Raw genomic sequence first — 1,304 nt, 5'->3', positions numbered from 1 at the left:
CCAGAAGGACTGGCCGGTGAGGAAGACCAGGACCGCTGATCCTGCGGCGCCGATTCCCAGCTGTGCGGCCGCCCGGCCACGGATGGAGAGTCCGCGGAGGTCTTCGATCCAGCCAACGGTGGCACTCGCGGCGATGATCGCCAGGACAGTGAGGAACACCGAGCGGTCCACCGTCACCGCCCCCAGGACGACGGCGGCCGCGTACCCGACTGCCGTGGCCAGGGAGACGGCCACCCCCATGCCCCGGATGGTGGTCCTGCCATGCGAAGACCGGGCCGAGGGAACGTCAACAACACCCATCTTGACCAGCCAGGGTTTGACCGCGAAGGGAAGCAGCACGCTCGCCAGCAAGGTGATGACGGCAGCAAGCAGGACAGGAATCATGACGCCGCCCTGACATTCTGCCCCGGTTCATCGGCTTCCTCATCAGGGATCGACTCGAAGTCCAGTCCCTGCTCGGCCTCACAGCGGGCAAGCCAGACGTTGATGTCCAGCCCGGCCGGATCCTGCTCGTGGGCCCTGGTGTGCGAAATCTTGGGGTGCAGCGGGCGTTCGTCCAGCTCGCCGGTTCCCACGAGCTCCTCGTGCAGCTTCTCGCCGGGCCGGAGTCCGGTATAGACGATGTCCACTTTCTTGCCGGACATCGCGATCATGCGCTGGGCAACATCGAGGATTTTGACCGGCTCCCCCATGTCCAGGATCATGACTTCGCCGCCGCGTCCGATCGCGCCGGCCTGGATCACCAGCTGGCAGGCCTCCGGAATGGTCATAAAGAACCTGGTGACTTCAGGGTCTGTGACGGTAACGGGCCCGCCCACCCGGATCTGTTCGGTGAAGAGCGGGAGCATCGAGCCGCGGCTGCCCATCACGTTGCCAAACCGGACGGAGACAAATTTGCGGCCGGTCTGGCCGGCCATCCAGGCGGCCAGCTTTTCAGCCACGCGCTTCGAATGGCCAAGGGCCGTTGTGGGGTTCGCTGCCTTGTCCGTGGAGATATTCACAAAATGCGAAACACCGGCGTACTGTGCGGCCCTGAGCACGTTCAGGGTTCCCAGTACGTTTGTTTTCCAGGCCTCCACCGGGTACTGCTGGAGCAGCGGCGCATGTTTGAGGGCTGCAGCGTGGAACACCACTTCAGGGCGGCGGTCCTGGAAGATCTCCCGGAGTGCGGCGCCGTCGCGGATGCTCGCCAGGACGGTGTCGCGGCCGGCGAGCAGTCCGCGGCCGGTGATGGAGATCTGGGTGTGCTGCAACCCGGTTTCATCGTGGTCAAGCATGATCAGTTCTGCCGGCGAGAACTGGAC

The 1,304-nt window shown here is 64.8% G+C and carries 1 protein-coding gene and 1 pseudogene; both read right to left on the bottom strand.

The genetic code is table 11. The features are described 5' to 3' along the window. A pseudogene (locus DBR22_RS19275) lies at nucleotides 1-384 on the bottom strand (UDP-phosphate glycosyltransferase); the annotation flags it as partial. Beyond that, nucleotides 381-1,304, bottom strand: a 924-nt coding sequence (locus DBR22_RS24800) for a polysaccharide biosynthesis protein (protein ID WP_258229311.1), incomplete at its 5' end; no start/stop codon positions are given. The pseudogene DBR22_RS19275 and the gene DBR22_RS24800, both read right to left, overlap by 4 nt.

This window comes from Arthrobacter sp. HMWF013 (assembly GCF_003061105.1).
Classification (GTDB): Bacteria; Actinomycetota; Actinomycetes; order Actinomycetales; family Micrococcaceae; genus Arthrobacter.
Note: the sequence above shows the minus strand (reverse complement) of the source record. Positions and strands in the feature narration are given on the sequence as shown.